Source organism: Bacteroides sp. 214 (assembly GCF_010501015.1).
GTDB lineage: Bacteria > Bacteroidota > Bacteroidia > Bacteroidales > Bacteroidaceae > Bacteroides.
In genome coordinates this window covers 1-26,900 of sequence record NZ_QVML01000009.1, presented here as the reverse complement: position 1 = coordinate 26,900, position 26,900 = coordinate 1, and the positions used below count along the sequence as shown (strand labels likewise).

The window sequence follows — 26,900 nt, the reverse complement described above, 5'->3', positions numbered from 1 at the left end:
CTCTTTTAAACCTGCGCAAAAGTACAAATAAATTCGGCTTTTGCAGACAGATATAAACCCTATTTTACATATTCGTATTAAATTGTTATGAAATTAACTCCAGAAATGTATTTTCATCTATTATTTCGACACCCAGCTTCCGTGCTTTTTCCAATTTGGCAGGTCCCATATTGTCGCCTGCTAAAACGAAACTAGTTTTTGCAGAGATGCTCCCTACATTTTTTCCTCCATTCTTTTCAATCAACTCTTTGTATTCATCGCGCGAATGATGCATAAAAACACCACTTATAACGATAGATTTTCCTGCTAGTTTATCGGTGTAACCGCTCATATCTTCTTCCGTTCGTTGAAGTTTCAAACCGTAGCTCTTTAACCTATTAACCAATAAAGAATTAGCCGGGTTGGCAAAGTATGCATGAACACTCTGCGCTATCTTTTCACCTATTTCATCAATATTCGTAAGTGTTTCCATATCAGCATGTGCCAATTCGTCGATATCCACAAAGGATTTTGCTAATTTCTTAGCTACAGTTTCGCCCACAAAGCGAATACCAAGAGCAAAAATAACACGTTCAAATGGCACATTTTTGCTTGCTTCAATTCCTGTTAGTATGTTGCTTGCCGACTTTTCGCCCATACGATCTAAGTCTTTCAGGTCCTCCATCTTTAGATTATACAAATCGGCAACATCTTTAATAAGCTGTAGACGATAGAATAAATCTACCGTCTCAGGTCCTAAGCCATCAATATTCATCGCTTTACGACTAATAAAATGCTCTATTTTCCCTTTTATTTGCGGAGGACAAACTGTTTCGTTAGGACAATAATGAGCTGCCTCACCTTCGTAGCGCACCAATTCACTGCCACACTCAGGACAACGAGTTATAAATCGCACCTTTTCACCAAGCATAAAACTTCGTGCATCAGTATCCACAGCGGTTATTTTGGGGATAATTTCACCTCCTTTTTCTACATACACCATGTCTCCGATATGCAAATCAAGCCCTTCAATGATATCCGCATTGTGCAATGAAGCGCGTTTTACCATCGTGCCGGATAACTGAACAGGTTCCAGATTGGCTACCGGTGTGATTGCGCCTGTACGACCAACCTGATAAGTCACTTTATTCAAGCGTGTCAACGCACGTTCAGCCTGAAACTTATAAGCAATAGCCCAACGAGGTGATTTAGCTGTAAATCCAAGATTCTTTTGTTGGCGTAAGCTATTTACTTTCAGTACAATACCATCAGTAGCAACAGGTAAATTCTTGCGTTCAACATCCCAATATTTAATAAAATCAAATACCTGCTGCAGCGTTTCGCATTTACGTGTGGCATCTGATGTCTTAAATCCCCACTTTCCTGCTTCCTGCAGGTTTTCATAATGACCATCAAAAGGTAAATTCTCTCCTAATAAATAATATAAATAGGCATCCAACTTTCGCGACGCTACAATTGCTGAATTTTGTAACTTCAAAGTACCCGAAGCTGCATTTCGTGGGTTGGCAAACAGCTGCTCCTCACGCGCCTCACGCGCCTCATTTAGTTGTCCGAATACGTCCCAAGGCATGAGTATTTCACCACGGATTTCAAATTCCTGCGGATATGTATCGCCATGAAGCATCAAGGGAATGGAACGAATGGTCTTTACATTATCTGTAACATCATCTCCTTTTTCGCCATCACCACGTGTTACAGCACGTATTAAGCGTCCATTTTCATAGGTCAACGAGATGGAAGTTCCGTCATATTTTAACTCACAACAGATTTCAAATTCTTCGTTTAGAGCTTTGCGCACACGTTCGTAGAAGTCAGTAACCTCACTTTCCGAATAGGTATTTGCAAGCGACAACATGGGATATTTATGCTGTATTTGCACAAAGTTTTTGTTTAAATCACTCCCTACACGCATTGTTGGCGAGTTTGCATCCGCATATTCGGGATGCTTTTCTTCCAGTTCTTGTAGTTCATGCATTAGAAGATCGAAATCGCGATCGGATATCTCCGGCGTATTTAGTACATAGTATTGGTAGTTATGACGATGAAGTTCTGTTCTCAGCTCGTCAATTCTATCTTTCGCAGTCATATTAAAGGATTGTTTCAGACAAAAATAGGGGTTTATCTTTGAATATTCGTACTTTTGCACAAATTTAAGCAACTATGCGCATAGATATTATTACGGTATTGCCCGAAATGATTGAAGGTTTCTTCAATTGCTCCATTATGCAACGTGCAAAAAATAAAGGACTTGCAGAGATACACATCCACAACCTTCGTGATTATGCTACCGACAAACATCGCCGGGTAGATGACTATCCTTTTGGTGGATTTGCCGGTATGGTAATGAAAATAGAGCCAATAGAGAGTTGTATAAACAAACTGAAGTCCGAAAGAGAGTATGATGAGGTGATATTCACAACGCCCGATGGTGAGCAATTTAACCAAAAAGCAGCCAACACACTCTCTCTTGCAAATAACCTAATTATCCTTTGCGGCCATTTCAAAGGCATAGACTACCGCATTCGCGAACACCTGATTACGAAAGAAATAAGTATTGGAGACTATGTATTGACTGGTGGCGAACTTGCTGCAGCTGTTATTGCCGATTCCATCGTACGAATCATACCCGGTGTTATTTCCGACGAACAATCTGCACTATCCGACTCTTTTCAAGATAACTTATTAGCTGCACCGGTATACACCCGTCCGGCAAATTATAAAGGATGGGAAGTACCTGATGTACTTCTTTCAGGGCACGAGGCAAAGATAAAAGAATGGGAATTGCAGCAGTCTTTGGAACGCACAAAAAGACTTCGTCCGGACTTATTAAAGGAATAAACTCTTTTCGTTAAGTATTTTCAATTGTTGTATTCGTTGAGGATAACCGTAGAAAAGAGTGAAATAGAACATAGAAATCAACTTACCATTTATGGGTAAAACAAAAAGAGAAGCTACGGTTTTTGTAGCTTCTCTTTTTGTCCCATTTCATCGCGTTATTATCACTTTTCAGCCAAAACACCCGCGAATGGCAATCACTTGTTTTTAGTTATACCTCAAGCGCACCTATTATATCCGAAATTGATTGACATTTATGTAACTCTAAGTATTCGTTAATACCTTCAATTACTTTTACAGTTACAGTAGGATCTACGAAATTTGCCGTACCAATTTGTATTGCTGAAGCACCTGCCAATAAGAACTCAACAGCATCTCTCCAATTCATAATTCCGCCAAGCCCAATGACAGGAATATTTACTACTTTAGCTACTTGCCAAACCATTCGCAATGCTACGGGTTTTACGGCTGCACCAGAGAGGCCACCAGTTACCGTAGATAGCACTGGACGCCTTGTATCGGCGTTTATTGCCATTCCTAGTAATGTATTTATCAATGAAACACTGTCTGCGCCACTTTCTTCTGCTGCACGGGCTATCTCGGTTATATCGGTTACGTTCGGAGAGAGCTTAACGATAAGTGTCTTTTTGTAAGCAGAACGCACTGATTTAACAACTTCTGCTGCTCCTTTGGCAGTCACTCCAAACGCCATTCCACCTTGCTTTACATTGGGGCAAGAGATGTTTAATTCAATAGCTGAAATTTTGTCAAGTTCATTAATGATTTCTGCTGTTTTTACATAATCTTCTATTGCAGAACCCGAAACATTTACAATTATATTGGTATCAACCTCTTTTATACGTGGGTAAATCGAATTTACGAAGTAATCTACCCCCTTATTTTGCAAACCAACCGCATTCAGCATACCTGAGGGCGTTTCTGCCATACGAGGATAGGCATTACCTTCACGTTTGTGAAGAGTAGTTCCTTTTACAATTATACCGCCTATTCGCGCAATATCTATAAAGTCGGCAAACTCTTCGCCATATCCAAAAGTTCCCGAAGCTGTCATCACGGGATTCTTTAATTTTAAGTCACCTATCTTTACACTTAAATCTGCCATAATAGTTTATTTATATTGAATACAGGACCTTCTACACACACACATTCGTGACCTTCAGTGGTATTTTCCACACAACAAAGACACGCTCCAATTCCACACGCCATAGTGTTTTCTAATGATACTTCACAGAGTATGTTGTTTGCCTTAGCGTACTTTGCTACAGCAACCATCATTGGCTTTGGCCCACAAGTGTAAATTCGATCAAATGCACCTTCTAATATAGAATGTTGAGTAACATATCCTCGTTCGCCATACGAACCATCTTCGGTAGTGGCATATACTTCGCCATACTTACCAAACTCATCCAGTTCCAGCAAGTCTTTAGAACTACGCGCACCCAACAAAAACGTTGGTATATAACCCTTTTTAGCCAATTGCTCGCCTAAAAAAAGCATAGGAGCTGTTCCCACGCCACCACCTATCAGCAGTAGCTTCTCAGTAGCAGCTTCGGGCATACTAAACCCATTGCCTAAGGGCAACATTGCATTGATTACAGAGCCCTCTACAGAGCGTCCTAAACAACGTGTACCGTCACCAACCAATTGTATCATAAACCACACTTCATTGCGTGCTTTATCCACAAAATTGATTGAAATAGGTCTACGCAGGAAGGTGGTAGGAGAATTGTCTACGCGCAATTGCGCAAATTGTCCCGGAATCATTTCGGGGAGCGGTTGCGAGGAAGTCATTTTGAGTAATACATTTGTATCATTCAATTGAATACTCTCGCTTACCGTCAGATCTAAAACATATTTTTTCATCTGGTGTAATAAAGAGGAGTAATTAGTCATTAAAGCACAAAGATACAATGAAATTGCCCATCAAGAGTAGGTTTTGCAACTCATTTTTCACCTTTAAAGGTTTCGTATGTATTATCGTCGAAAAAGATTCGAATTTCTGTGATTTTCCGTGGAGGTCTTTCTATATATTTAACTTCTTGAATTACAGTATGGTTAGCTTCGTTTTTAGGGGTTTCTAATGCCATTTCCTTGCGATTTTCCGGAGCAGACGGTCGCTCGGCCGGAATTTCTTCGCTTAAATCGAATAAACTTGGGTAAGAATCTCCAGCAAGAACGCTTTTTTGATTATACATTTCGCCAACTCCTTTGAGCAACCACTCTAAATTTATATTAGGGTAGTGCTTACTTATTTTCATCACAACATTCAAGCTTGGCTGGCTTCTGCCATTAAAGATATGAGAAAGGGTGCCTGGTACAACATTAATACGCTCGGCAAATGCTGTAGAAGTTAACTTCTCACTTTCCATTATAAGCTCCATTCTCTCTTTTATTCCCATAATAAAGATAATATTATTGATTTATATTGTTACAGTTGTGCTTTTACATTATTAAAATACAAAGATACACATAAAGCACAAATGTAAAACATATATTTTACATTTGCAAATTTAAGTTTGTGAGGTTACATTTACAAATCTATAATACAGTAAAATAAACCTTCAACATCGATCTAAAATATATTTGTTTTTTTAGAAGAGGTAATATTACATAAAGCGCTAATAATAAGCATAATAAATTACTTACAACTAAACAGAAAAGAGGTGTTTTACAACTGTAACCCATCAAATAACTCAAATAGCCACTGTTCGTTTATATAAAATATTATAATCGGCTGATATTCAACAAATAATATTATTCAAAACAACTGTGTTAATAGTTAATTATCACAGAATGATTTCTTAATATAAAATCGTAATTTACTTGTTTTATTATTGTAAAGTAGTATACTACAATAATAACTGTAATACCATTCTAATTGTAAATATCACAACTGTAAATTACCGATATTCAAATTTCACAAAGCTATAGTTGTAAATGAAACAAATCTATCAATTCGTCATAGTTTTATGCAGTAGTATTTTTCAATTTACTTTTGTACACTCTATAAAAATAAAACAAATCATTACATTTCATAAAACAAAGTACCTTTAAGGCCTCAATACTTCAAAAATTTCGCCATCCCGGACAGTTTGTCGAAAAAAAACGATTCTACTAGGCTTAAAAATGAGTTAATCATTTGGCTATCAGAAAGATAAGCCACTTTTCGGCTCTTTCTACTTTGTTTGTTTTTTGAATCAAATAAGCAAAATTTCTATTTTATGCTATTTTTGACATTATGATAGCATTTGGGCCATATATAAGAAAACTCCTCTCTCCCAATATCTTTGAAATAAGTCGAGAAATTGATTACCTGTTTTACTTCTTTATTTGAAAAAGCAGGGAAAACTGAATACTGAAAAACAGAGAACTATTTGTAATTATTAATAACCAATAAGAAAGAGTTATGATAAGATAAGAGGAGGATGAAAAGAATCTCTGGAATTTTGCTTCAAACTATTGTTGACCAACAAATACACAAAAAGAAATTTATTTACGTCAATAGTACAAATTCACTAAAAAAGAATTGTAAGTTTTGTATACAACAAAGAGGTTTTCTTTTGAATTTAATGGCTTCTTTACTTAAACTATGGTTGACAAACTATAACCCATAAGCGGAGCAAGCATGAGCCTATGGCTGAAGAGGCGTGAGCCTATGGACGAAGAGGTGTGAGCCTATGGATGAACACTCGTGCGCCTATGGCTGAAGGAGCACGATCCATAGGCGGATTTCTTTTTATCTTAATGCAATATAGTAAATATCAGTTCGCGAAGAATATCACCACTTGAGATGGAAGCGCCCCCTACTCCTTTCGATTTTGCATCTGCCTGGCGTATCTCGCCAATGATTTGCATCACCTTGATACCGGTATATTTTCGCATAGCAGTCATGTAGTCTTTAGCCAACCAAGGACTTCTTAATCCCAACCAAGCAGCTACACCCTGATCGCTCTTTTCGGGCGCATAATAGGCAAGCATTAAATTGGAATAGAACGAAAAAAGTAGTGAAAGCGACATTTGTATCGGATTTGTTTTGGGGTTCTCTTCAAAATACTTAATGATGGTATTAGCTTTCAGGATATCCTTTTCAACCAGAGCATTACGCAACTCAAAATTATTATAATCTTTGCTAATGCCTATGTTCTTCTCAATTAATTCAGGAGTAATACGGGTTTGTCCTTGCGGAAGAGTTATAACAAGTTTCTCTAGTTCACCAGTAAGGCGACTTAAATCTGTGCCAACAAATTCGGCGAGCATAGCTGCAGCTTTGGGTTCTATGTCGACACCTTTTTGCTTAATATAAGAGGCTATAAATGTCGGAAGCTGCGCGTCTTTTATTTTCTTTGATTCGTAGAGTACCGCTGTTTTTTCTATTTCGGCAGCTACTTTCTTGCGGCGGTCGAGTGAGCCATGTTTGTGGCAAAAGACAAGAATGGTCGATTCCAATGGCTTATGTAGATAGTACGAAAGCTCTTCCAGGTTCTTCAGCGACTGCGCTTCTTTCACCATAACAACCTGATACTTAGACATCATAGGATATCGCTTTGCCGCATTAATAACAGTAGAAATGTCTGTGTCCATGCCGTAGACTATGGTTTGATTGAATTCTTTCTCGTCTTCGGACAGAACATTATTGGTTATATAATCGGCTATTTGGTCTATGAAATAGGCTTCCTCACCCATGAGGTAATAGACCGGATAGTATTTTCCGTTCTTTAAGTCAGTGAGGATACCCTCATATGTCCACTCTTTCTTAGCCATTAATCTTGTTTTTACCAATCAAATTTGAGGTGTTTTACTGTTTTCTTCTCGTCTATTATCATACGCAATGAAGCAATTCCCATTTCTACATGCTCGCGAACAAAATTGCGTGTTACGTGTGTGTCACTTTTATCAGTCTTCACACCTTCGGGAATCATAGGTTGATCGGACACCAGCAAAAGTGCACCTGTAGGGATATGATTAGCAAAGCCAACGCTAAAAAGAGTGGCTGTTTCCATATCCACAGCCATAGCGCGGGTAGTTCTAAGGTAATTTTTGAAAGTATCATCATGTTCCCAGATACGACGGTTAGTGGTATAAACGGTACCTGTCCAATAATCGCGACCATGGTCTCGAATGGCTGAGGAAACTGCTCGTTGCAACATAAATGCCGGAAGCGAGGGAACTTCAGGGGGGAAATAGTCATTGGAGGTTCCTTCGCCACGAATGGCAGCAATGGGTAAAATCAAGTCACCAAGCTTCAATTTTTTGTCGATTCCACCGCATTTTCCGAGAAATAAGCAAGCCACCGGCTTTATAGCCGCAAGCAAATCCATGATAATTGCTGCATTCGGACTGCCCATTCCAAAATTTATGATAGTGATTCCATTGGCAGAAGCCGATATCATATTTGCATCTCTTCCCAAAACCGGAACATTGAACGCTTCGGCAAATATCTCGACATAGTTATTGAAATTCGTGAGCAGAATGTACTCACCAAAGTCTTCCAAGTTGCGTTTGGTGTAGCGCGGAAGCCAATTATCAACGATTTCTTGCTTTGTTTTCATAATTATCCGTTAAATTTGTGTCCCACGTATAAGTTGGAACGATTATTTAACTCACAAAAATAATAAATGTTATTGTTAAACCTACCCGTATTCGAAACTAAAATTGCCAAGCGCAACGGAAAGTCTGTCATTTTTGACATAATCCGCAAGCGCTACATTGCACTAACTCCCGAAGAATGGGTGCGGCAGCACTTTGTTCATTTTTTGATTAACTATAAAGGCTATCCGGCAGGACTAATGGCAAACGAGGTTACACTTAAACTCAACTCAACCACCAAACGTTGTGACACTTTGTTGTATGGTCGCGACGCTACTGCCCGCATGATAATTGAATACAAAGCACCCGACATACCCATCACGCAGGCAGTATTTGACCAAATTACCCGCTATAATATTGTACTAAAAGTAGATTACTTGATTGTGAGCAATGGCATGCAACATTATTGCTGCCGCATGGATTACGAAAAAAATAGTTATTCTTTTCTCACCGATATACCCGCCTACGATACACTGTAATCAGAATGGATAACCCACCGCGAAGTGAAACGCAAAGTCGCGTTTTAATCTAGGACTAATAATGGGGTAACGTCGTTTTCCTTTTTCATACTCAGGATTTATTGCTTTCATACCCCCATCAAAACGAAGCACAAAGAAGTCCAAATCAAAGCGAAAGCCCAACCCGTAGCTCACTGCTATTTGTTTATAGAATTTATCAAATTGAAACTTCCCACCTGGTTGCTCTTCATACTCTTTGATTGTCCAGATATTACCTGCATCGATAAAGAAAGCACCTTGTAATATCCAAAACAACTTACTGCGATACTCAATATTCATATCTAATTTAATATCGCCCGACTGATTCAAGAAGTTACCATCTCCGGGGAACGAACCTGGTCCAAGTGAACGCACAGACCATCCACGAACACTATTTGCCCCGCCCGAAAAGTATTGCTTTTCAAAAGGGATTACACTGGCATTACCATACGGAACAGCTATCCCCGCTCCTATATGATATGCCAATGAGTTACGCTGGTCAATAACAATATTTTTGGCAAAATCAAAATCAAATTTGACGTACTGTGCAAACGGGATGTTAAGAATTGAGTACTCTCCTTCTCCATTTTTAGAGAGTCCTGCCGCCTTAGAAAAAAGATATAGTAATCCACCTGCCGATTCTACACCCAATCGAATACTATGTGAGTTGGTTTTGAACGTTTGATTCATCAGATTGGGGTTTACGCTGTTGTAATTATATACATAACCACTCCGCACAATCAGCCTATTCTTGTAATTGTACTCCAGAATGTAATTCTTTTCATCATTCAAATATTTCTGTTCAAACGTAGGGTCTATCCAAGGCATATACAGATAACTGATGTCAAGTAAATCAATACGATGCTGAATGCGCTGCTTTTGTGTCCAACGGTAACCCCACGAAGCAGCAGCAACTGTTCGCGAAAACTCCGGACGGAGTTGATAATTGTAGTGTAGGCCAAACTCTGTCGTTGCTCTAATGCTTTTTTTAAATCCCGACGACAGAAAAGGGAACAAGAAACGTGGAAAGTTAACACTTGTCTCGGCACCAAGCTCGGTGTAATTATCGCTACGATAATTACCGGTAAGTCCTGATATTGCTTCATAAGCACCACGCACCTTAAACATAAAACTCTCTGAACCATGAAAGAAATTGCGATGCTGATACGCAACCGAAGCTGCCGCACCCAAATCTCCAGCCGAGTTTGTTCCTTCTATCTCGAAAGTAACCGACTGATGTTTGCTTTTGGTCAGTAACACATACGCATTCAACATACTACTGTCAGCTATTTGTGTCTCTACAAAACGGATATTAGAATACTTCAAAGCAGATAATCGGCCGAAATTATTATAGGTTCGTTGCACATCCGACTCATCGTACAAGCTACCACGTTGTAGGTTAAGATTATCCACCAATACTTTTGGACGTAAATATAGTTTGTCTTTGAAATAAATAGGGAATCCCTTATAATGGATAGAGTCATTTATTTCTATGCTACTCAACGCCGAAGTTCGCATCATGTCATATTCGGTTATGAAGCTGATATCGTTGATTGTGTATTGTTGATGCTCTTTTGCGCTATCACCCGAAACTGCTCGGTAGAGAGCCAAATGCATCGTGAGATCTACCTTAAATGTATTGCGAATAGTATCAGCATCAAATGTGATATACTCCTTATTGAATTTGTAATAACCATTTTGCCGCAACAGATTGGTTATACGTTGACGTTCGGCATCAAGTACATTTACATCGAAAAGCATACCCTCGTGCAACAAGGTTCTGGCAGAATCTTTGTTCATAAAATAAAGAATCCCATCATCAGGAATGTCATAGCGCAAACTGTTGACTACATAAGGGTTCCCAGTAGTAACCTGGTAGGTCATTTTCAGCTTTTTCTTATTAATCTTAGGAATGCTTTTGACACTTGCACCCATGTAGCCCATATTTTGAAGAGCCTTTGTCATTTCTTCACGGGTACGCTCGTTACTATATTCGTCATAAATAACCGGTTCATCCCCTAACCGTCGCAATACTTTATTACGCCATTTGGTAGAATCCCTTCCCGAAAGATTGTAAATATAGAGCTGTGTTTTCACCAGGCTGAACCACTTGGTGTTAGCATTCTGACGGATGTAAGGTTCGAGCGAAGATGGTTTTACATCTTTGTTATCGGTCTGTATCTTCACTTCGTCCAATAAATACTTCCCTTCAGGTACATACTTAGTGGCTGTACATGAAGACAATATTGCAATAAAGACTAACAAAATGAAGAACTGGATTGATTTGTTCATTCTCGAGCCTAAAGATAGTATGATTAATCTGCATACAAATATAAGTTTATTTTTTGCGTTAAGGAAATAAAAACGATGGAAGGGGGCATATTTAAGAATATCTTTATAGTTTTGTTCCTGAAATAATTAGAATTTTATTCCATGTCACTCAGTAAGAACAAAATAAAGTATCTCCGTTCACTCGAACTGAAAAAGAACCGGAAAGAAGAAAAAGTCTTCCTTGCCGAAGGGCCTAAACTGATTGAAGAGCTACAAGAGAACTTTCATTGCCTGTTTCTTGCCGCTACGAAAGAGTGGCTTCACTCTCATGCTATTCAAGCAGACGAAATAGTGGAAGTTACGCAAGAAGAACTCACTAAAGCGAGTTTGCTCAAAACGCCACAACAAGTTCTAGCCGTGTTTAAGCAACCTGAGTATACGATAGATAAAGAGAGCATTCGCAACTCCCTCTCTCTGGTACTCGATGATATCCAAGATCCGGGTAACCTGGGAACAATTATTAGGTTGGCAGATTGGTTTGGCATTGAGCATATTTTTTGCTCCCTCAATACTACAGATGTATACAATCCCAAAAGCATACAGGCAACAATGGGTGGAATAGCCCGTGTAAAAATGCACTATCTGCCACTAAAAGAGTTTATCCAATCTTTAGGCGATATCCCTGTATACGGCACCTTCCTTAACGGGAAAAATATGTACACAGAGAGTCTTAGCAACAACGGACTTATTATCATGGGAAACGAAGGAAATGGAATATCTAAGGATTTGGAAGAAATTGTAACGAACAAACTCTACATCCCCAATTATCCTCCCGAGAAGCCAAGTACCGAATCGCTGAACGTAGCTACAGCAACCGCAATTGTTTGCGCAGAATTCAGGAGAAGAGAGTACTAAAATCAAATGCAGGTACTTGTGTAAGTTGATATTCGGAAGAGGTTATTGTGTGAAGCATTTCTGGGGAAAGAGACTTTGCATGAACAAATTTGCGAATGCTATTTATATCAACAGGAGAGAATTCTCCTTTGTGCAACACAAGCAATCCGGGTAACCAGCTAACAGAATGGAGCTCCTCCGTCAAAGGGAAAAGATTAATAACCAGCCCTTCTTCATTAATCTCTACAACATATTGTTTAAGAAGAGCCAACTGCGACACGTAAACATAGTTAGCAGCAAAACGCTTCATTTTATTCTTTTAGATTTTTTTCTTCGGGAGCTGCTCTCAAGTTCGGGTTAGGGCGCGGTCTCTCAAGGCGTTGTTGTGGAAGCTGTTCTTTTAACTCAACTGGCTTAACCTCTTCCTCAATTGTCATCATTGGTTCCTCTTTCTGCTTTTCCGGAGCGATGGAATCGTTCCTTTCAAAGGTTAGCGAATCAGTAGAATGGTAGCGATACAAAGAGATATCACTTAATAATAGAACATTTGGTTTCTTTCCACGGGGATAATAAACAAAACCATTTACCTCTTTAATATTCCCAAATGTATCTGATTGTAACACAATAGTTTGTCTACCAGAATCTACCACTCTCCTCACCTCACTCACCAAACTATCCTTATATTGTACAGTCATTGCCATAATAGCATATTCCAAGCTATCCAGAACATTTATAAATGTATGGTTTACGCTCCATACAAGTGTATCGCGCGCATAAAAATTGGTATCCGAAGAGAGTGTAAAAGTAAGTTTGTTCGCCAACGGATCTCCCGACAATCGATATAACTTCTCCCAAATCCACATGTCAATGCTATCGCCCGGCATTGTTTCTTTAGGCTTATTGTCTCTAATAGCAATCAAGTTATTAACATTTTCTTGTTCTGCTTTTAGACGAGTGGTTACTTTTGCATATAATGTACCGAAGATTTCAGGGTTACGTGTGTACCAAACCAACGAAGAGTCAAATTTCGCCTCGGTTATTCCATGCTTTTTGAAGACAAACTCAATATACAATTTCTTTTTGTAGTTCTCGTTGTACATCAAATTATCACTCATGGATTTGGCCATATGATAGTCATAAAGCACCTCTTCCATTTTACTTTCAGATAAAACAGCACGAGGACGCTGCACCTTACAAGCGGTCAGCGTAAAGAGGAATAAAAAGAAAATAGGCAAATATTTAGTCTGCGGTTTCTTCATTATGTTTCTTTTTATCCGAATACATTTCAGAGAAATATTTTCCATAGAAAATAATAAGAGCAATCATACCACAACTAATGCAGGCATCTGCAAAATTAAAAATTGGACTAAAGAACACGAAGTTCTTACCTCCAACAAATGGCATCCAATCTGGCCAGTAAGTGTCAATAATAGGAAAGTGAAACATATCTACCACCTTACCATGAAACCAGGGAGCATATCCCCCGCCCTCTGGCATAAAAGTAGCAATAGCAGTATTGGTACTTTCGCTAAAAATAACACCATAGAACACGCTATCTATAATATTACCAAATGCACCCGCAATAATAAGCGAAACACAGATGATATATCCCATCTTAAGCTTTTCTTTGACTATTTTATGCAAATACCAGCATCCTGCCGTAACAACTACTATACGAAATAATGTAAGAAAGAGTTTATCGAATATCTCCATACCAAACGCCATACCCGGGTTTTCTGTAAAAAAGATATAGCACCAATCGGTTACATGTATGCTTTCATGCCAATACATATTCAACTTAACGGCAATCTTAATAACCTGATCAATTAGTAGCGATAGTACAATAATTAAAACGGATATGTGTCCTTTGGATATTCTCATCATTCTTCATATTAAAAGCAAAGGTTGAAGGTACTGAGTAAGTACCATCAACCTTTATCTTTTATCTTTATAACTAATTATTTCTTTCCTTCATTTTTAGCTTCAATACTCAATGTAGCATGAGGTACAGCACGTAAGCGTTCGGCCGGAATCAATTTACCTGTTTCACGACAGATTCCATACGTTTTGTTCTCAATACGAACCAATGCACCTTGTAATCCTTGAATAAACTTAAGTTGGCGTTGTGCCAAACGTGTTGTTTCTTCTTTAGATAAGGTACTCGCACCTTCCTCCAACACTTTGTATGTAGGCGAAGTATCATCTGTATTATTACTATCCAGATTCATTATGCTGCGTTTCAGCTGATCATAATCGCGTTGTGCCAATTCCAGTTTCTCATTGATAATTGCACGAAACTCTTCTAATTCAGCATCTGAATATCTTGTTTTTTCTGCCATAACTTCTAAGGTATAAAGATTGTTTTTATTGTTTGCCTATTGTGACAAATAAAGTATAGTCATCGAAGTTTAATTCAACGCCCTCTTGGTTGTCAACTAATTGAAGACTCAGTCCCAATACTTGGTTGCAAATATAATTATTATATTCATTTACCGCATCATCTGTTATAGGATTTTTAGAAACGGTGATTGCTATTTTGTCAGTTATTTCCAATCCACTAGACTTACGTAAGTTTTGGATACGATTTACCAACTCGCGCGCAATACCCTCTCTACGAAGCTCTTCAGTAATATTAACTTCGAGCGCCACAGTAAGCTTGCCTTCGTTAGCAACCAGCCACCCTGGAATGTCCTCATTAATTATTTCAACATCAGCTACTTCAAGCACCATTTCCTGTCCTTCTATATTCAAAGGATATTTACCGTTTTTCTCCAGTTCGGCAATAGCTTCCTGCGACATTTCGGCTACAAATGCTGCTACAGCTTTCATTTGCTTACCAAACTTAGGTCCTAGTTTCTTGAAATCGCACTTTACTTTCTTAACCAAAACGCTCTCGGATTCAGTAACAAAATCAACCTCCTTCACGTTTACTTCGTTCATCACCAGTGATTTTATCGCTTCGATATGCTCTCTTTGCTCCTTATTAATCACTGGAATCATGATACGTTGTAGTGGCTGACGAACCTTGATGTTAACTTTGCGACGGAGTGCTAACACCATCGAAGTTATATCCTGAGCCATTTGCATACGGATTTCCAACTCACTATCTATCAATTCATTTTTCCATTCGGGGAAATTAACAAGATGAACTGAAGATACTTCTTCTTTACTTGTTACGCTGAGTAAATCAGTGTAAAGACGATCCGCATAGAATGGAGCGATAGGTGCCATCAATTTGGCAACAGTCTCCAGACAAGTATAAAGCGTTTGATACGCTGAAAGTTTATCTTGCGTAAACTCACCACCCCAGAAACGTTTGCGATTCAGGCGCACATACCAGTTAGAGAGGTTGTCGTTTACAAAATCAGAAATCAAACGACCTGCTTTAGTTGGTTCATAATCGGCGTAGCAAGCATCAACCTCTTTTGTCAACGAATTGAGCAACGAAATAATCCAACGGTCAACCTCAGGACGTTCTTTTATATTCACTTCAGTTTGCGAACCATCAAAACCATCTACATTGGCATAAAGAGCAAAGAAAGAGTAAGTATTATACAAAGTTCCGAAAAACTTCCTACGTACCTCTTCTACTCCTTCAATGTCAAATTTAAGGTTATCCCATGGCGAAGAATTGGTTATCATATACCAACGAACAGGGTCTGAGCCATACTTCTCTATGGTTGTAAAAGGATCAACTGCATTACCCAAACGTTTTGACATTTTATTACCATTCTTGTCGAGTACCAACCCATTGGATATAACTGCCTTAAATGATTTTGTGTCAAATACCATCGTGGCAATTGCATGCAATGTAAAGAACCATCCACGCGTTTGGTCTACACCTTCGGCTATAAAATCGGCAGGAAATACAGTTCCTTTATCTACCAATTCTTTGTTCTCAAAAGGATAATGTACTTGTGCATATGGCATAGCACCCGAGTCAAACCATACGTCAATAAGGTCTGCTTCACGTTTCATAGCTTGCCCATTTGCCGAAACAAGGATAATATCATCCACATAAGGACGGTGCAAGTCTATCTTATTGTAGTTTTCTTCGTTATACACGCCCGGCACAAATCCTTTATCCTTGTAAGGATTGGAAGCCATAAAGCCTGCAGCAACTGATTTTTCTATTTCGTTGTATAGTTCTTCTACCGATTCGATGCAAATCTCTTCGCTCTTATCTTCGGTGCGCCATATCGGCAGCGGAGTTCCCCAATAGCGCGAACGGCTAAGGTTCCAATCGTTCAGGTTTTCCAACCATTTTCCGAAACGTCCTGTTCCGGTTGCTTCTGGTTTCCAGTAAATTTCTTTATTCAGTTCCATCATGCGCTCTTTACAAGCAGTAGAACGGATAAACCAGCTATCCAATGGATAGTACAATACCGGCTTGTCAGTACGCCAACAGTGTGGATAGTTGTGCACATGTTTTTCTATGCGGAAAGCTTGATTGTTGGCTTTCAGCATCATACAAATGGCCACATCGAGGGTTTCGTCAGCTTCCGTTAAGTTTGAATCATAGGCATTCTTCACGAAACGACCGGCATATTCTTTATACAAATCAACGTTTACACGTTCTTTGATAAACTCTTCATCCAATTCGTCGAGTGTGTAGAATTTTCCGGTCAAATCAACCATTGGCCGCAATTCACCTTTATTACTTAACAGCTGCAACGGAGGCACACCGGCAGCCTTTGCCACTTGCGCGTCGTCCGCACCAAAAGTTGGTGCTATGTGAACAATACCAGTACCATCTTCAGTGGTTACATAGTCGCCCGGTATCACACGGAATGCGCCATTGCCCGGATACACCCATGGGATTAACTGTTCGTACTCCATACCCAGTAAGTCGCTTCCTTTATATTCGGCTATTACTTTATATGGAATTAATTTGTCACCCTGTTTATAATCCTCCAATGCCAAGTCGGCAGCTTTAGGATTAAATTGTGCGCTCACCAAAGCTTTGGCAAGTACTACGGTTATCGGTTTACCGGTATAAGCATTATAACTTTGTACGGCAACATAGTCTATTTTAGGACCTACACAAAGCGCTGTATTCGAAGGAAGTGTCCATGGTGTGGTTGTCCACGCCAAGAAGAACGCTTCTCCCCATGCTGTCATTTCAGGCTTAGGGTTCTTTATGCGGAATTGTGCGGTAACAGTAGTGTCTTTTACATCTCGGTATGTACCCGGCTGATTCAATTCGTGCGAGCTTAAACCTGTTCCGGCAGCCGGCGAATATGGCTGAATAGTGTACCCTTTGTATAGCAAATCTTTTTTATACAATTGTTTGAGTAACCACCATAGGGTTTCAATATAGCGATTGTCATATGTAATGTAAGGGTCGCTCATGTCTACCCAATATCCCATTTGATGGGTTAAATCCTCCCACTCTTTGGTGTACTTCATTACATCTTTGCGACACGCTGCATTGTAATCGGCAACAGAAATCTTTTTGCCAATATCCTCCTTTGTAATTCCTAAAGCTTTTTCCACACTAAGTTCTACCGGCAATCCGTGCGTATCCCAACCAGCTTTACGCTTTACCTGATATCCCTTCATTGTTTTATAGCGACAGAAAATGTCTTTAATCGCACGTGCTATTACGTGGTGAATCCCCGGCATTCCATTGGCGGAAGGAGGACCTTCGTAAAACACAAACGAAGGATATCCTTCGCGTTCGGTCATGCTTTTAGCAAAAACGCTGTTTTCATCCCATTTCTTAAGTACTTCTTTGTTTACTTGCGAAAGGTCAAACTGAGAATATTCAGCAAATTTCTTACTCATAAATTCGTTGCTTTTATATACTACTTAAAATAAGGTGCAAAATTACGAAAACATTAGTTAGGGAAAAAGAAATTTATGTTTCTTTTTTAAGAACAAAGGGGAGATACCTTTCTCTATCACGACTATTACTGCAATCTAACAAAGGTACTTTTGTTGAATGAAGCGACTTCGGTTGTAGTTGTTTTAAAAAGGAGGTGTGTTAAGCTGCAATTAAACACACCTCCTTTTACATATAATTATCCTATATTTTTATTAAACCTCCGACTCTGTATATGACATCTTGATGTTACAGTGCAACACTTTTCCCGGGTCTATTTTAACACCTTCGGAGAAGTATTCGGTGTATTTTATATCTACAAATTCTGGGTCACCAACAGGATTATAGCAAGTAAGACTGAACACAAGTTCGGTTTTACCGTTCAATACCTGAGGGTCTACAACAAGGTAAAAGTCAAGTGTTCCTTCTTCTGTAGCTCTAAGCCTTTCAGCATCGGCTTTATAGTAAGTAGTTGCGTTGTCCGACAGCGTAAAATAACTAGGGTATATCTTACTCGGCAGTCCGGATAGTTCGATATGCATAACAGAAGTTGTATGTTCAAGCTTAACCGTTTTAGTTTCGCTATTGAATGTTCCAACCATGGCATGATACTTACTCAGATTTTTCAATGGGTTCACACTAAGCATTTGTTCTACAGTATTATCATGCTTACCAAAAGAAGCATTGGTGCCGACGGGTGGAATAGCAAAGCTAAGAGTAGCTACAGTTCCGTCTTCTGAGATTTTACCCTCAGTCAGAGGTAAGCAGGTTTTGTTGCCAACTGCAATTACATCGTTTATCGCCCATCTTACTTTTAAACCTTTGGGGTCTTCGCCTATTTCTTCGTATGATAATCTTGTATCTGCAACTTGGGGCATGATTGCCGTGATGTTATAGGGTTGGTCGGGGGTTGTGGTTTCTTCATCTTTCTGGCATGCAGTCATCATGATGACCGCTATACCTAACAACATTACTTTCTTCATTTTTGTACAGTAAATAGTTCGTTTAATACATCTTCCATATCTTGCATATGACTGACCTCTTGGTGTATGTTTGTGTCTGTCGAACTGCTGATATTGTTAATAAAGTCCTGACCTTCCATCTGTGAAAGACCGCTTCCGGTCATAATAGAGCCCTCGTTTTGCATTTCGATTATTTCGAGCTGCGGAGGTTGATAATTACTTCTCATGTTTCTTTGCTTTTAATTAATAATGTAAGATTTCTAATTTTGCAGCAAAGATGCGATATAAAGCAATTGAGAGGGGAACACCCGTTACATTTGAGGGAACACCTGTTACATTTCTGTCTATCCTAAGGAGTTTCTGTACTCTGAAGCGGTCAGGCCATAGCACTCTTTAAACTGTCGGCGAAAGGTTTGTATGGTTGTGAAACCACACTGTGCGGATATCTGCGCAATGCTTTCATTGGGGCTGTTTTTGAGCATCTCTTTAGCCTTCTCCAAACGAAGCGAATTGATATACTCTTGTAGCGACATACCGGTAACTACTTTAACAGCGTTGTAAAGATAAGTTTGGTTGGTAGCCAGTGTATTAATTAACTGCTGCCGATCGAGTTCGGGATTGATATATATATGAGTAGTACGCAGGTAGTTTTCGAGCCGGGCAAAGAGAATGGCTTCGGCTGTCTCTTCCGGAAGATTGGTGTTCTTCGTTACGGAGTCACTTAAGCGCTGTTGCCGTATATTCCGCAACTCTGTTTTGAGCACATCCTGGCTCTCAATCTGCCGGATAAGACGGCGGTTCTTAGCGCGCAACCGACGTTGATAGTTGATGATAAGAAAAAGAATCAGTGCAAGCAATACACATCCGCCAAGGGCGAAAAGAAAGTAATTGCGGTTGCGTAACTTCTCGGCTTCCAGTTTATCTACTTCATAGCGGGTACGCAAATCTGCGATGCGGCTTTCAAACTCCCAGTGGTTGCTCTCTTCAAGTTGCGAGTAAGCCGTGTTGTATAGTTCGCCGGCTTCTTTATTGTGTCCGGCTTTAGTCAGGTAGTCAGCCTTTAGCTTATACCACTTAGGTTGAGCTATTTCTGTAGCTTTTATAGTACCGTCTTCCAGTCTGTCGATGATGCGTTGAATCTGTTCTGCCGCCTGGTAATACGCTCCCTTCTTGTCAAGGTATAGAGCTTTGGCATAGAAGAAGTCCTCCGTATCTTCTCCAACCTTGGGTAGCATTGCCTCGCATTCATTCAGATAGTGCGCTGTTTTGTCAAGTTCTTCTTTCTCCAGATACACTTTGGCATACAGAGAGTAGCAAAAGTACTTGTTGAGTATTATTCTGATATTGTCATCCACCGTGCCATACCTTTCCAGAGCTTCTTCCTCTTCTTTCCGGATAAGTGCTTCATATTCGGCATTATAATGGATGGCTTCTTCCAATCTGTGTTCGCCTAGTAAAGCATTGGCCAGATGGTAGTAGCCATTGAACATAGAGCCGGGGTCGTAGGACGGCTTTTGCTTCATCAGCTCAATAGCTTCTATCAGCAGAGGTATGGCTTGCTGAATGTGTCCTTGTTCTTTATAAATCATTCCTATTTCGCCGATAACCACTCCCAATAGGTAAGGGTCTTTCTTTTGAGCAATCTCAGTGCGCAAAGCCTCTGCTTCTTCCAGCGCCTGACTATATTGGCGGTCGAAAAGGTATAACCGTATCTTCAGCGACCACATTAAGAGCATCAGTTCTTCGTCGTTTTCCTCCAGAAAGCGTATGTGTTCGGGAAAAGCCTCCATGAACTCCTCTTTCCATCCGTGGTTGTAGTAAAAGTTAAGTATGGCAGCATACATCGTTGTTTCATAGTTAAGCATGCCCTGCTTTTCCGCTTCGTGCAGAAAGTCGTTCAACAGCTTCAAAACCTTTTCCGGGTCCATACTATAATCTGTCATGAGGTACATCTGGTCGTACACCTCAAGTTTAGCTTCCCCTTCCAGAGTAGGCAGCAAACGGTAGAGGGAATCCATGCTATTGGCGGTAGCATAATAGGAGAACAGAAGAAGAACAAGGGTGAAGTAGATATATTTCATTGCATTATTTTTGAAGAGACAAAAATACAACAAATAAGTTTGTTTGAAAAAAATGATGTTAGAAAGCACCAAATGCAAAACGCCATCCCAAACATTTAATGCTCAGAATGGCGTACTCTTTATATAAAAATTCGTTGGCGAATTAATTTAGTGCTCAATATACACTCCAAATGTAGTTTTACCAAATAGGTCTTCACCTTCACATACCGCTGTAACCAAATGGAAGTAAGCCAGTTGCGTGTGAAGACCCCTTCTTTTTGCCTTCACAGGGTCTTCACTAAGATTATTAGTATGCCCTCGCAAACACTACCCTGCAAGCCGAAGGTTTACCTGTTACCATACAAGTACCGGGCGTCTTGTCGCCCTCCAACGGGATGCAACGAATAGTTGCTTTGGTTTCTTCTTTAATCTTTTCTTCTGTTTCGGGAGTTCCATCCCAATGTGCTAACAAAAATCCTCCTTCTTCTATCTTTTCCTTAAATTCATCGTACGAATTTACTTCTACTGTACGAGTATTACGATAGTTCAATGCTTTTTGATAGATGTTTTCTTGGATTTCGTCCAATAGGTTTTTCACATACGCTTCGATACCATCGCAAGAAATAGTTTCTTTTTCCAGTGTATCACGACGCATAAGTTCCATCGTATTGTTTTCCAAGTCGCGTCCACCCATAACCAAGCGCACAGGAACACCTTTAAGTTCGTAATCGGCAAATTTGAAACCTGGGCGTTTATTATCTGCATTGTCGTATTTCACAGAGATACCCAGTGCTTTCAGTTTGGCAACGATACCGTCTACCTTTTCGTTAATAGCCGTTAGTTGTTCTTCGTTCTTATAAATAGGAACAATCACAACTTGAATTGGCGCCAATGTAGGAGGAAGCACCAAGCCATTATCGTCGGAGTGTGTCATGATTAGTGCCCCCATCAAACGTGTAGAAACGCCCCAAGAGGTTGCCCATACATACTCCATTTTATTTTCTTTGTTTACAAACTGCACATCAAAGGCTTTAGCAAAGTTCTGACCCAAAAAGTGAGACGTACCACTTTGCAATGCTTTTCCGTCTTGCATCATCGCTTCGATTGTATAAGTTTCGAGTGCACCGGCAAAGCGTTCGTTAGCACTCTTTACTCCTTTCACAACAGGAACAGCCATGTACTTTTCGGCAAATTCGGCATAGACATGCAACATTTTGATAGCTTCTTCTTCCGCTTCTTGCTGGGTAGCATGCGCGGTATGACCTTCTTGCCACAAAAATTCAGCAGTACGGAGAAATAAGCGGGTGCGCATTTCCCAACGCATTACGTTTGCCCATTGATTTACCAAAATAGGCAAATCACGGTACGAGTTAATCCAATTCTTATACGTATTCCAAATGATTGTTTCGGAAGTAGGGCGAATGATCAATTCTTCTTCAAGCTTTGCGTTAGGGTCTACTACCACCCCTTTACCTTCAGGATCGTTCATCAAACGGTGATGGGTTACAACCGCACACTCTTTTGCAAAGCCTTCCACATGTTCGGCTTCACGGCTAAGAAATGATTTTGGTATAAGAAGAGGGAAATAAGCATTCACATGCCCTGTTTCTTTGAACATATCATCGAGCTGACGCTGCATTTTTTCCCAAATTGCGTAGCCATAGGGTTTAATAACCATACATCCACGAACTGCCGACTGCTCAGCCAAGTCGGCTTTCAACACCAAGTCATTATACCATTGCGAGTAGTTCTCGCTTCGCTTGGTGAGGTCTTTCAATTCTTTTGCCATACTAATGAGTTATTTTAATATAAAGCTCTTTCTATTATTAAGCTGCAAAATTAGTAAAAAAATAGATATGTAAGTTTGGTATGCTAAAATAAGCAACAGAAAACGATTGAGTTTTAATAATGATACCCCGTACTTGCCAAAGGTGCGTCTTCATCGCTCAGCAACTTATACATCACCGGATCTTTGAGAACATCTTGTATTTTTACGTTCACGCCATCAAGCAATATTTCGTTATTGATCAGGCGTACTCCATGACTGTAGTCGACATAGTTTCGCGAATGCCCGGCATGTGTAGGCTGAATTCGTTTTCCTTCGGGATAGTGCCAGCCATATATAACCACTGCATTGGGGCGTTCGATTAGTTTGTTGCTGATTACAATGTCTTTTTTATGCCCGGCAATTAGCGAAGACAAAGGTTCGCCTTTCTCCAAACGTTCTTGTTCAATGATCCGGTCGTGTTCGGCAAAAACGGGGACAGTGGTCATGGTCTCGTCGGGAGTCATAGGACTTGGATTCATCTTTACTTTTGCATGCTTATGGATAATATCCGATATTTTAGAAGTAGGAAGTACGGCACCGAACAGATCGGCTATTTGTTGTGCCGTTCCGGGTAGCATTGGGATGCGGAAGAAATCGTCGTCGGCACCAATAGACAGGAAGTCGGGAAGAACCTCAAATTCCACTTGGTGAGAAGCGCCATCGGCATCCGTCAATGTTTCTTTTATCCGCACTGGCTGTCTGTGTGAGTTGGGAATGTTGCCGGCACTTATTTCGCTATAAAGCTCCTTTTCTCTTTCCTCGGGAAACATATTTTTCACCTTTTCGATGAATTCACTTCCTTTTATCGCACCGGTTTTCCGGGGAGGAATTCGAAGGATATGGGGGAAAACCGTATCCGACTGAATAAAAGCATCATAAGCATGTTCTCCGTAAAACGCATACGTCCGTTCTTCGCGGGGTGTTCCTGCATATAATGTCTGAATAAAGCCATTCTTCTCAACAAGTACAGTATGCAAAATCTCGCATGCCGGATTATCTTTCAACAGAAATTGTATGCGGTTACCGGCGCCATTGAATGAGAGCAAATCGTTTGATCTTGATTCCGTCCATTCAACCGCAGGAAGGTTTTCTTTCAAATACTCGTGCATGCACTTACTTCTATACCAGGTTCCACCCGTAGGCGACACAACAGGTTTGCCTTCGTAAATAGCAACACTATCATTATAAGCGATAACAGAAAGAGCGTTTTCCGAAGAAGCATTAAGCCAGTCAACTATTTTGGCCCCGTATTTAGTCTCATCCCAATTGTAGTTGCTATCGAGAAAAGAGATCCTTTTTACGTACGAAGGAATCTCCTGAACAGACTCGATAAACCCGAACACAAAGTTCCCGCCGCCGCTATGCCCGCTTAAAATAATATAGGGATTATAAGGGGCAAACAACGACATAACATCTTCCGTAATATCTTTTATAATCTGATTACTATCCTGATTATTTCTTCGCCAGGCGCCCCACGATCTTTCTTTTGCCTGTAAGTAAACCGTTACTAAGTTATAATCCGGCTTTTGGGCACGAACAAACCGGGTTTGAGCACCGATATGCTGTATCTGGTAGTGCCAATCATCATTTCCATCGTCGGAAGCTTTCTTGCCGATTGTCCAATCGATTGTGTTTCCGTTAGGCAATCCATACATAACAATGGCTGTTGGTTTCTTGAGGTCGAACTCTTTGACGGATGGAGCATTTATTTCTATCAGTGCATCCGGAAAATAAGTATAGGCCAATACTTGTTCTTCGAAATATGGGCTGGTAATAAAGCCCGGCAAAGTGGTTCTCCGGAGCTTGTCCGATTGTGAACAACTTGCGGTTAATAAACACACTAATAATAAAAGGAGATAGATATAAGGTGGGGTTTTCATGGGAGGGATGGTATTTATATTTCACACAGGGGCGAATCAAATATCAGCATAGCCTATTGAATTCGCCCCTGGTGGGTGTTATTAAGTATTGGGAGAATTACGCTTCCTGTTTTCCTCTCTTACTTGTCTTTTCGGGTTTTACCTCTATGGTTATTCCAGCCAATTCGGGGTCAATCATGATACGTCCACAATACTCACAAACGATAATTTTCTTACGCGAGCGAATATCCAACTGTCTCTGAGGTGGTATTTTATTGAAACATCCACCACAAGCATCACGTTGTACATATACCACGCCCAAACCATTTCTTGAGTTTTTGCGAATGCGTTTGAACGATTGTAATAAGCGTGGATCAATAGAAGCTTCAAGACTTTTTGCTTTTTCTCTCAGTTTTTCTTCTTCTTGCTTTGTTTCGGCAATGATTTCGTCCAACTCACTTCTCTTCAAATCAAGGTCTTTTTGTCTTTCGGCCAATGATTCTTCGCTTGCTACAATTTCTTCCGATTTGTATTTTTCATCTGCCGAGAACTCTTTGATTCTCTTCTCTGCCAACTCAATTTCCAGTGTTTGGAACTCTATTTCTTTAGTAAGGAAGTCGAATTCGCGGTTGTTACGCACATTTTCCTGTTGAGATTTATACTTCTCAATAGCCGCTTTAGAAGTTTCCATTTCAATCTTTTTGGCAGCAATAGAAGCTTTTAGCTCAGCAACTTCTACTTTGATTTTATCTACACGAGTAGTCAAACCTGCGATTTCATCCTCTAAGTCTTGTACTTCCAAGGGTAACTCACCTCTCAGGGTCTTAATTTTGTCAATATCCGACAACATCGTTTGAAGTTGAAACAATGCTTTCAACTTTTGTTCTACCGTTAGATCCTTGGGATCAATACTTTCTTTTTTTGCCATCTTATAAATAATTTATTGGATTCGTATTTATTTTACTGTATTGCATATTTACATTGGGGCAACTCTGCTCAATGATTGTTTTCAGAATTTCTCTTGTATACTGTTCGCTCTCATAGTGTCCTATTTCAGCGATAAGTATCTCTTTTTCATGCCCGAAGTATTCGTGATAACGAACCTCTCCGGTTATAAAGACATCCGCTTGATTGGCTATTGCCAATGGGAGCAAAAAGGCGCCTGCACCGCCACACAAGGCAACACGGGTTATTTGTTTTTGAGAGATAGAATTATGCTTTAGGCAACCCACCTCAAAGGTTTGCTTAATACGCTTTAAGAAGTTGTGTTGTGTTTCGGGAGTTACCAGTTCGCCTATAATACCCGAACCGGCTTGTGCCCATGTATTCTTTAGAGAATAGATATCAAACGCAGGTTCTTCGTAGGGATGTGCAGCCAACAAAGCTTTGATAGCTTGTGATTTTTTAAATGCCGGAAGCACAACTTCTATACGCAATTCTCCTTCATGATGCAGTTCACCAACTTCTCCACAATATGGATTTGCGCCAGTCTGAGCACGAAAAGTGCCCTCTCCTTTTACAGTATAGCTACAAGAATCATAATTCCCAATATTCCCACAACCAGCATTGAACAACGCTTGGCGCACTTCGTCTGCTTGGGCAAAAGGAACAAACGTCACCAACTTAAGTAACATCTCTTCCTTTTCGGACAAGAAACGAATGTTCTTCAAACCAATCTTCTCGGCTATTTTATAGTTTACTCCATTAGTCGCATTATCTAAGTTGGTGTGCGCAGAGTAAATTACAATGTCGTTCTTGATAGCTTTCAAGATGCAACGCTCAACATAATCTTTGCCGGTAATTGATTTGTAGCCTTTAAAAATAAGTGGGTGATGTGAGATAACTAAGTTGTAGCCCAATTCAATAGCCTCATCCAGAACTGCTTCAGTAACGTCCAGACACAACAAAGCCCCTGTAACATCCGCTTCTGTTAATCCTAATTGCAGACCGGCATTATCAAATCCATCTTGCAAAGGCAGAGGCGCGAAACGTTCAAGGGCACTAACTATTTCCTTTATCTTCATTAGCGCGGAATAAATAGAGTGCAAATATAGCTATTTTTCTTTCACTATACAAGTTCTATTGAATATAACTTTTATCACTGGTATACAAACCGTAAGACATCTTCATTTACATGACAACACAGTGTTATGTTTACTCTTTAATGTCTTATACGGGATTTGGTTGTCACCTTTTTGCTGCATAATATTTTCTTATTTATGCATAAAACCGTACAACATCGCTACAGTGAAACTTTTAAGTT

22 protein-coding genes are annotated in these 26,900 nt (G+C 39.9%); 3 read left to right on the top strand and 19 right to left on the bottom strand.

The annotated features are described in order from the left end of the window. Positions 1–85: 85 nt before the first annotated feature. Positions 86–2,086, bottom strand: a complete 2,001-nt coding sequence (gene ligA / locus D0T50_RS08450) for an NAD-dependent DNA ligase LigA (protein ID WP_163223090.1) — start codon at positions 2,084–2,086, stop codon at positions 86–88. A gap of 74 nt (positions 2,087–2,160) precedes the next feature. On the opposite strand from ligA, the gene trmD reads away from it, so the two are divergent. Then, complete coding sequence (gene trmD / locus D0T50_RS08445) at positions 2,161–2,838, top strand: tRNA (guanosine(37)-N1)-methyltransferase TrmD (RefSeq protein ID WP_163223089.1); 678 nt, start codon at positions 2,161–2,163, stop codon at positions 2,836–2,838. Between the two features lie 208 nt (positions 2,839–3,046). Here trmD and D0T50_RS08440 read toward each other — a convergent pair whose 3' ends face one another. The 5 genes from D0T50_RS08440 to D0T50_RS08420 form a co-directional block, all read right to left on the bottom strand. Next, complete coding sequence (locus D0T50_RS08440; protein WP_163223088.1) at positions 3,047–3,958, bottom strand: dihydroorotate dehydrogenase; 912 nt, start codon at positions 3,956–3,958, stop codon at positions 3,047–3,049. After that, positions 3,946–4,719, bottom strand: coding sequence for a dihydroorotate dehydrogenase electron transfer subunit (locus D0T50_RS08435; RefSeq protein ID WP_163223087.1), 774 nt, complete (start codon positions 4,717–4,719; stop codon positions 3,946–3,948). The genes D0T50_RS08440 and D0T50_RS08435 overlap by 13 nt, the downstream gene beginning before the upstream one ends. Before the next feature lie 80 nt (positions 4,720–4,799). Beyond that, the gene (locus D0T50_RS08430; protein WP_163223086.1) at positions 4,800–5,255 is read right to left on the bottom strand and encodes a helix-turn-helix transcriptional regulator; all 456 of its coding nucleotides are present in this window, start codon (positions 5,253–5,255) and stop codon (positions 4,800–4,802) included. Between the two features lie 1,342 nt (positions 5,256–6,597). Beyond that, on the bottom strand, positions 6,598–7,617 hold the full coding sequence (holA, locus tag D0T50_RS08425) for a DNA polymerase III subunit delta (protein WP_163223085.1): 1,020 nt from the start codon (positions 7,615–7,617) through the stop codon (positions 6,598–6,600). Positions 7,618–7,628: 11 nt separating this feature from the next. Continuing rightward, positions 7,629–8,405 carry an AMP nucleosidase gene (locus tag D0T50_RS08420; protein WP_163223084.1) on the bottom strand — a complete coding sequence of 259 codons (777 nt, stop codon included), beginning with the start codon at positions 8,403–8,405 and terminating at the stop codon, positions 7,629–7,631. Positions 8,406–8,471: 66 nt separating this feature from the next. Between D0T50_RS08420 and D0T50_RS08415 the strand changes: the two genes are divergently transcribed. Further along, complete coding sequence (locus D0T50_RS08415) at positions 8,472–8,921, top strand: type I restriction enzyme HsdR N-terminal domain-containing protein (protein WP_163223083.1); 450 nt, start codon at positions 8,472–8,474, stop codon at positions 8,919–8,921. Here the strand turns inward: D0T50_RS08415 and D0T50_RS08410 are convergent, their stop codons facing one another. Continuing rightward, a complete protein-coding gene (locus tag D0T50_RS08410) occupies positions 8,922–11,231 on the bottom strand; it encodes a BamA/TamA family outer membrane protein (RefSeq protein ID WP_163223082.1) in 2,310 nt (769 codons plus the stop codon). It lies immediately after the preceding gene. Positions 11,232–11,372: 141 nt separating this feature from the next. Here D0T50_RS08410 and D0T50_RS08405 point away from each other — a divergent pair, with 141 nt between their 5' ends. Next, the gene (locus D0T50_RS08405; protein WP_163223081.1) at positions 11,373–12,125 is read left to right on the top strand and encodes an RNA methyltransferase; all 753 of its coding nucleotides are present in this window, start codon (positions 11,373–11,375) and stop codon (positions 12,123–12,125) included. Here D0T50_RS08405 and D0T50_RS08400 read toward each other — a convergent pair. The 12 genes from D0T50_RS08400 to D0T50_RS08345 all read right to left on the bottom strand — a co-directional run bounded on the left by D0T50_RS08400 (position 12,106) and on the right by D0T50_RS08345 (position 26,661). Next, a complete protein-coding gene (locus D0T50_RS08400) occupies positions 12,106–12,414 on the bottom strand; it encodes a hypothetical protein (RefSeq protein ID WP_163223080.1) in 309 nt (102 codons plus the stop codon). The genes D0T50_RS08405 and D0T50_RS08400 overlap by 20 nt on opposite strands. Position 12,415: 1 nt before the next feature. After that, positions 12,416–13,363, bottom strand: coding sequence for a DUF4296 domain-containing protein (locus D0T50_RS08395; protein ID WP_163223079.1), 948 nt, complete (start codon positions 13,361–13,363; stop codon positions 12,416–12,418). Next, complete coding sequence (locus D0T50_RS08390; protein WP_163223078.1) at positions 13,344–13,988, bottom strand: lipoprotein signal peptidase; 645 nt, start codon at positions 13,986–13,988, stop codon at positions 13,344–13,346. The genes D0T50_RS08395 and D0T50_RS08390 overlap by 20 nt, the downstream gene beginning before the upstream one ends. A gap of 74 nt (positions 13,989–14,062) precedes the next feature. Continuing rightward, complete coding sequence (locus D0T50_RS08385; RefSeq protein WP_163223077.1) at positions 14,063–14,443, bottom strand: TraR/DksA C4-type zinc finger protein; 381 nt, start codon at positions 14,441–14,443, stop codon at positions 14,063–14,065. Positions 14,444–14,468: 25 nt separating this feature from the next. Then, positions 14,469–17,891, bottom strand: a complete 3,423-nt coding sequence (gene ileS, locus D0T50_RS08380; protein WP_163223076.1) for an isoleucine--tRNA ligase — start codon at positions 17,889–17,891, stop codon at positions 14,469–14,471. A 252-nt stretch (positions 17,892–18,143) separates the two neighbouring features. After that, positions 18,144–18,911 (bottom strand): hypothetical protein, encoded by a 768-nt coding sequence (locus D0T50_RS08375; protein WP_163223075.1) that lies wholly within the window; start codon positions 18,909–18,911, stop codon positions 18,144–18,146. Beyond that, the gene (locus D0T50_RS08370; protein ID WP_163223074.1) at positions 18,908–19,117 is read right to left on the bottom strand and encodes a hypothetical protein; all 210 of its coding nucleotides are present in this window, start codon (positions 19,115–19,117) and stop codon (positions 18,908–18,910) included. The genes D0T50_RS08375 and D0T50_RS08370 overlap by 4 nt, the downstream gene beginning before the upstream one ends. Positions 19,118–19,234: 117 nt before the next feature. Next, complete coding sequence (locus D0T50_RS08365) at positions 19,235–20,971, bottom strand: helix-turn-helix domain-containing protein (RefSeq protein WP_163223073.1); 1,737 nt, start codon at positions 20,969–20,971, stop codon at positions 19,235–19,237. Between the two features lie 286 nt (positions 20,972–21,257). Then, complete coding sequence (gene proS / locus D0T50_RS08360) at positions 21,258–22,739, bottom strand: proline--tRNA ligase (protein WP_163223072.1); 1,482 nt, start codon at positions 22,737–22,739, stop codon at positions 21,258–21,260. A gap of 113 nt (positions 22,740–22,852) precedes the next feature. Then, the gene (locus D0T50_RS08355) at positions 22,853–24,658 is read right to left on the bottom strand and encodes a hypothetical protein (RefSeq protein WP_239058234.1); all 1,806 of its coding nucleotides are present in this window, start codon (positions 24,656–24,658) and stop codon (positions 22,853–22,855) included. 97 nt (positions 24,659–24,755) lie between these two features. Next, entirely contained in the window at positions 24,756–25,565 is an 810-nt protein-coding gene (locus tag D0T50_RS08350) for a zinc ribbon domain-containing protein (protein WP_163223071.1), read from the bottom strand. A 1-nt stretch (position 25,566) separates the two neighbouring features. Continuing rightward, positions 25,567–26,661: a Nif3-like dinuclear metal center hexameric protein gene (locus D0T50_RS08345; protein WP_163223070.1), complete on the bottom strand. Its 1,095-nt coding sequence runs from the start codon at positions 26,659–26,661 to the stop codon at positions 25,567–25,569. Positions 26,662–26,900 lie beyond the last annotated feature (239 nt).